Raw genomic sequence first — 6399 nt, 5'->3', positions numbered from 1 at the left:
CTCGCATCTCGCATCTCGCAGTATGTTACAAGCAATAAAAAGCCCCGCAAGCTTTCACTTGCGGGGCTTTTTTAGCTAATTGAGAAAAGGGCTAATTACTTACCAGCTTCTTTTTCTGCTTTAACTTTTGCAATCACTTCGTCAGCAACGTTAGTTGGACATGGTGCGTATTGTGCGAATTCCATAGAGAATTGGCCACGACCAGAAGTGATAGTACGTAGGTGACCGATGTAGCCGAACATCTCAGAAAGAGGTACGTCAGCTTTAATACGAACACCAGTAACGCCAGCTTGTTGATCTTTGATCATGCCACGACGACGGTTAAGGTCACCGATAACATCACCAACGTGATCGTCTGGAGTGAACACGTCAACGTTCATGATAGGCTCAAGAAGTTGCGCGCCAGCTTTAGGCATAGATTGACGGAATGCGCCTTTCGCTGCGATTTCAAATGCGATTGCAGATGAATCGACTGCGTGGAAACCACCATCGAAAAGTTCAACTTCAACGTCTAGAGTTGGGAAGCCAGCTAGTACGCCGTTTTCCATCATAGATGCGAAGCCTTTCTCAACTGCAGGCCAGAATTCTTTAGGAACGTTACCGCCCACAACTACAGAGTTGAACTTGAAGCCAGAACCTGCTTCGCCTGGTTTGATACGGTAATCGATCTTACCGAATTGACCAGAACCACCAGATTGCTTCTTGTGCGTGTAGCTATCTTCAATTGCTTGAGTGATAGTTTCACGGTAAGCAACTTGAGGAGCACCTACAGTTAGGTCAACGCCGTATGTACGCTTAAGGATATCTACCTTGATGTCTAGGTGAAGTTCACCCATACCTTTCAGGATAGTTTCGCCAGTCTCTTCGTCAGTCTCAACTTGGAAAGATGGATCTTCTGCAACCATTTTACCGATCGCGATACCCATTTTCTCAGAACCGCCTTTATCTTTTGGAGATACAGCGATTGAGATTACTGGAGTTGGGAATACCATTGGCTCAAGCGTTACTTGGTGCTTAGGATCACATAGAGTGTGACCAGTTTGCACGTTCTTCATACCAACGATCGCAATGATGTCACCAGCTTGTGCGCTAGTTAGTTCGTTACGGTCATCAGCTTGCATCTCAACCATACGGCCAACACGTTCTGTTTTGCCAGTGAATGAGTTAAGAATCGTGTCACCTTTGTTCAGTTTACCAGAGTAAATACGAACGAAAGTTAGAGCACCAAAACGGTCATCCATGATTTTGAATGCAAGCGCTTTGAAAGTTTCATCTGTAGAAACGATAGCGTGTTCGCCAGTTTCTTCGCCGTTCTCGTCCATTAGAGGTTGAGGATCAACTTCAGTTGGAGAAGGTAGGTAATCTACAACAGCGTCAAGAACGATTTGTACGCCCTTGTTCTTGAATGCAGAACCACAGAAAGTTGGGAAGAACGCTAGGTCACGAGTACCTTTACGGATACAACGCTTGATGTCTTCGATAGAAGGCTCTTCACCTTCCATGTAAGCTTCCATTAGGTCATCGTCTTGCTCTACAGCAGTTTCGATTAGCTCTTCACGGTATTGCTCAACGTCATCTACCATGTCCGCAGGAACATCTAGAATTTCGTAGTTTTCAGGAAGACCAGTGTCATCCCAAACGTATGCTTTACGGCTTAGAAGGTCTACAACACCCACGAATTCATCTTCGCGGCCGATTGGTAGAACCATAACTAGAGGAGTAGCACCTAGAACGTTTTTAACTTGGTCAACAACGTTGTAGAAATCTGCACCCATACGGTCTAGTTTGTTAACGAAGATCAGACGAGATACTTCTGATTCGTTAGCGTAGCGCCAGTTAGTTTCTGATTGAGGTTCAACACCACCAGAACCACAGAATACACCGATACCGCCATCAAGTACTTTAAGAGAACGGTATACTTCAACTGTGAAGTCAACGTGTCCAGGAGTATCGATAACGTTTAGACGGTGACCGTTCCAGAAACAGCTTACAGCTGCTGATTGGATAGTAATACCGCGCTCAGCTTCCTGTTCCATGAAGTCAGTAGTTGATTCGCCATCATGTACTTCACCAGTCTTGTGGATTTGACCAGTTAGCTTAAGGATACGCTCAGTGGTAGTTGTTTTACCCGCATCAACGTGCGCGAAAATACCAATGTTTCTGTATTTCGATAAATCTGCCATTGTCTTACTCTGTTAATAGGATATAAAATGCGCGCAGAGTATATCACAATCTGTGAAGACTGATAGCTTTGCATGCATTTGGGACTAAAAAACTTTGCCTTTTTCTAACATATAGAAAAAGGCAATCTGTAGAAACAATCTAAATGATTGTTTAGTTTAGTGCTAATCTTAAGCGCAATTGGCGTTTAAGTTAGACTGAATTTCTGCTGTATAGAGTAGCTGAAGTGAGCTCAATTACAACTCATCAAAAGCATTAATTGCTTCTGATAATTTTTTCACGCCATGGATCTGCATTCCAGGAATACCACCTTTAGGCATGTTAGCCGCCGGTACAATCGCTTTCTTGAAGCCGTGTTTAAATGCCTCATTAAGACGCTCTTGCCCACTTGGTACCGGTCGAATCTCACCCGCTAGGCCCACTTCTCCAAATACCACCACATCTTTTGGCAATGCGCGATCTCTGAAACTTGAAAGTAGAGCCATCACCAACGCAAGATCAGCACTGGTTTCGGTTACTTTAACACCACCGACGACATTCACAAACACATCTTGATCAGCCATTTGTAAGCCGCCGTGTTTATGCAGCACCGCTAATAACAACGAAAGCCTGTTTTGCTCTAGGCCGACAGCGACACGACGCGGGTTAGCCAGCTGGGAATAATCCACCAGCGCTTGAATTTCAACAAGCAACGGACGAGTCCCTTCCCAAACCACCATCACCGAACTGCCCGAGGTTTCTTCTTCACCACGAGACAAGAAGATCGCCGATGGGTTGCTGACTTCTTTTAGTCCTTGGCCTGTCATGGCAAACACGCCAAGCTCATTGACCGCACCAAAACGGTTTTTGTGGCTGCGCAGTGTTCTAAAGCGGCTATCGGTTCCGCCATCCAATAGAACAGAACAGTCAATAATGTGCTCAAGTACTTTTGGCCCGGCTAAGGTGCCGTCTTTAGTTACGTGTCCAACTAAGAACACAGCAACGTTATTCTGTTTTGCGTAGCGCGTTAATGCAGTTGCCGATTCACGAACCTGAGCAACACTGCCCGGTGAAGATTGAACATCAGCAACGTGCATAACTTGGATGGAGTCGATAACCATGATCTTTGGCTGTTCTTTTTCGGCAACCTGACAAATCTTATCTACGTTGGTTTCAGAGAGCATCTTTAGGTGCTCTTTTGGTAATCCAAGTCGAGAGGCGCGCATTGCAACCTGCTGTAAGGATTCCTCACCTGTTACATAAAGAGTCGGCAGTTGAGAAGAGAGCTGACACATGGTCTGCAATAGTAATGTTGATTTACCCGCGCCTGGGTTACCACCAATCAGGATCGCAGCACCAGGGACAACACCACCACCAAGTACGCGGTCGAGCTCTTTGAAGCCACTACTAAAGCGTGGCACTTCTTGTAGATTAATTTCAGATAATGTCTGAACGCTCGATTCTGTTACTGCACCTGCATAACCAGATAATCTTTCATTGCGCGCTACTTGAGGTGAAGCGGCTAACCTAACTTCTGTAATCGTGTTCCAAGCACCACATGCGTTGCACTGCCCCTGCCAACGTGGAAAGTCAGCACCACAGTCATTACACACATAAGCTCGTTTTGCCTTAGCCATAAAACCTCAATAATTTACTCAGTTACACAATGATGTTGTCAATTTGTGACTTATTTGACCGTACGGGTGAAAATAAACGTTGCAGTCATACCACTTATACTTAAAGATCGATTTAAACTAGTCGATAACATAAATGCACCGTCCATTCTAACAAGAAAAGTATGCAGCAATCTGAAATTCTATCTGTAGCAGAACGTCTTATCCCGGCCTACCACGCCGAAGATTTCGAATTCCTTCTTTCTCAAATGACAGAAGGCGAATCTCCGTCTCTAAAACTGCTGGTTAAAATGGAACTGAATCGTATCATGGCTCCTTGTACAAAGAGCATTGATTTACGTGGGCGCATTGATAATGAATGTCGTCAGTTCACGTTAGACGGCCGTAAGCACTGGCTCGATGACATCGCGTTAAACGCATATCAACGCGGTACGAAAAAGTTTAAAGGTTACACAGAAGGTGCATGGGAGTTAGTCATGACTCCGCGAACTCAGCCTCTGAGCGTAGTTAAAACGTCTTCTCAAGGTAACCACGACATTACTAGCGCCAATAGCCCGTATGAAGCGGAAGCTATTAACCTAGGTTACGACTTAAAGCGCCAAGAGAACAGACTCAAGATTAGCTCGCAGGTCGAGATCACCACATCGAAAGGGCAAAGCCTACATGGTGTAACGGTTGATATCTCCCCGTCGGGTGCAAAATTCAAGGTGCCGAGCGCCTTTCGATACAACCTCGGCGAGATCATCAGCGTTAAGTTCTCAGAGCTTATCGAAAAGTCCCAAGAAAACGATGTTAACCAAGCGGTTGAATTTCGTGTTTTGGGTATCGACGAATCTTATGAAAACAACGCGGTCAAATTTCTAAGAACCATCAAGGTAAGCGACAACAATATTGTGGCTCGCTTACTCGATGAGTCTTTAAATAGCACCAGTAAGAAAACCAGCCATGAGAATCAAGATAGGGTCATTCGAACTCGTACTCGAGGAATCGAACACACCTATCTAAAGCACACTTGTAACCTTCCCCTGTTTTTCAGCGGCAGCGAACTCAAGCTTGCCCTACTGACGGATAATAACCATCCTTTATGGCAATATTGGCACGACGAGCGTAATCAACAAGCGCTGGGCACCCTGTTCAACGAGCAACGTATGAACCTGCTGGCGAAACCAGGAGTGAAGGGAACCAGTAACGTTATCTACTCTTTTACCCATGAACACCAAAACAAGACCTTGTTCTATTCAATGATGCTACCTGAAGCCTCTCGTGAACAAAGACAGCTGTTCTGGCACATCGGTGGTAAACGTAAAAGTTGGAAGGCGTTCAAGTTCTCGGTTTTCGAACTGTCAGACACAGAACGACAAGCATTAGCTAAACACTCGGATACGCTAGCTCAAAGCTCAGCTCAACTGACGCATTGCGGAATCTTGCAAGAGATTGGCGATCACGAAAGTGCAGCTGATTATCTTCTGAGTGAAAAGCCACGCATTCCAAGCAGTGAATTGAACCGCTTCCGTCACCCGCGTACTGTCGTCGGTAATATTCAAAGCATCTACTTTGACTCTCAGACTCGTCGTAAAGAGCCGAGATACCAATTTAAGTCACCGTTGCAACTCACATCACAAGATGGCGCAGCGGCGAACGGACACACCTTAGATATCTCGAAGCGTGGACTGAGCATTAGCCTTGAACACCCAATGGTACTCAAGATTAATGATCCGGTATTAGTGAACTTCAATGAACTGCAGCTCTATGACAAGAACCTGCCACTAAGCACCGTGCCTTACCAAGTGATTCGTGTGAGTCCGAATGGCCGCAACGTGCAGTTGGTTATTGCCGAGAACGCCAAGACAATGCGTACTATCGCTTTCCTTAATGGGCTTATCGATCAAAACCAAAGTAAGCTAATTAAGAAGCAAGAGATACTGCCAACGCATTCACTACTCGAATCACTGCACAACATTTTGTTGAGCAAGATGGTCAGTAACCCAATATTCATTGATAAGCCAAGTTCAACGCTGCGCTGTAAGATCATTGGTGTGAATTTTCCACTGAATAAGCATCTAACGTTACTCGCTAAACTTGGTCACAACCAAAAGTTCTCACTGGAGCCAATCTTTAAGGGTCACACCAACTCGCTGTTGGCTGAACCACTGAAAAGAATTGAAGGTGCTGAGCCTAAACATCATGACGTGTACATTGCCGCAGTGAAGTTTGGCGACAAGATCCAATCGGTACACACCAAATTGGTTAAAGACTTCGCCTCAGCAAAAGAACGCATCTTATTCATTAAAAAAGCGCAGCACTTAGGTGACGTGTATGTATTGCGAGTCACCACGGCACCTATCTTTAATCCGCTAACGAGTTTATTCCAGTCTGATTTAGAAGAGCTTTCACGCATCAGTATGCATCAAGCTAAGAAACTAGAGAATGAAGTGACTGCGTTTATCGGTTATGGCGAGATAGAAGATATTACCGATGAAGTGCTGATTCGATTGGAGCTAACACGCTAACTTCGAGTGGCGCCTTAACTTAAGCATGAAAATAGAAAAAGCAGGCTGATAGCCTGCTTTTTTTGTGTCTGAGCCACTATTGCTAAATAAGATAC

General features: G+C 45.0%; 3 protein-coding genes. 1 reads left to right on the top strand and 2 read right to left on the bottom strand.

The features are described from left to right. Positions 1–95 precede the first annotated feature (95 nt). Entirely contained in the window at positions 96–2183 is a 2088-nt protein-coding gene (fusA, locus tag AB4484_RS10200; RefSeq protein ID WP_048612295.1) for an elongation factor G, read from the bottom strand. A gap of 234 nt (positions 2184–2417) precedes the next feature. Next, positions 2418–3797 carry a DNA repair protein RadA gene (gene radA / locus AB4484_RS10195; protein WP_017058826.1) on the bottom strand — a complete coding sequence of 460 codons (1380 nt, stop codon included), beginning with the start codon at positions 3795–3797 and terminating at the stop codon, positions 2418–2420. 161 nt (positions 3798–3958) lie between these two features. On the opposite strand from radA, the gene AB4484_RS10190 reads away from it, so the two are divergent. Further along, positions 3959–6304 (top strand): PilZ domain-containing protein, encoded by a 2346-nt coding sequence (locus tag AB4484_RS10190; protein WP_372077889.1) that lies wholly within the window; start codon positions 3959–3961, stop codon positions 6302–6304. Positions 6305–6399 lie beyond the last annotated feature (95 nt).

The organism is Vibrio sp. 10N.261.46.A3 (assembly GCF_041472995.1).
Taxonomy (GTDB): Bacteria; Pseudomonadota; Gammaproteobacteria; order Enterobacterales; family Vibrionaceae; genus Vibrio; species Vibrio coralliirubri.
This window is presented reverse-complemented; position numbering and strand designations above follow the sequence as displayed.

What these genes read in the sequence shown, in the direction of transcription:
- fusA (WP_048612295.1), bottom strand. Translation starts at nt 2,183, where the DNA reads ATGGCAGATTTATCGAAATACAGAAACATTGGTATTTTCGCGCACGTT.
- radA (WP_017058826.1), bottom strand. Translation starts at nt 3,797, where the DNA reads ATGGCTAAGGCAAAACGAGCTTATGTGTGTAATGACTGTGGTGCTGAC.
- AB4484_RS10190 (WP_372077889.1), top strand. Translation starts at nt 3,959, where the DNA reads ATGCAGCAATCTGAAATTCTATCTGTAGCAGAACGTCTTATCCCGGCC.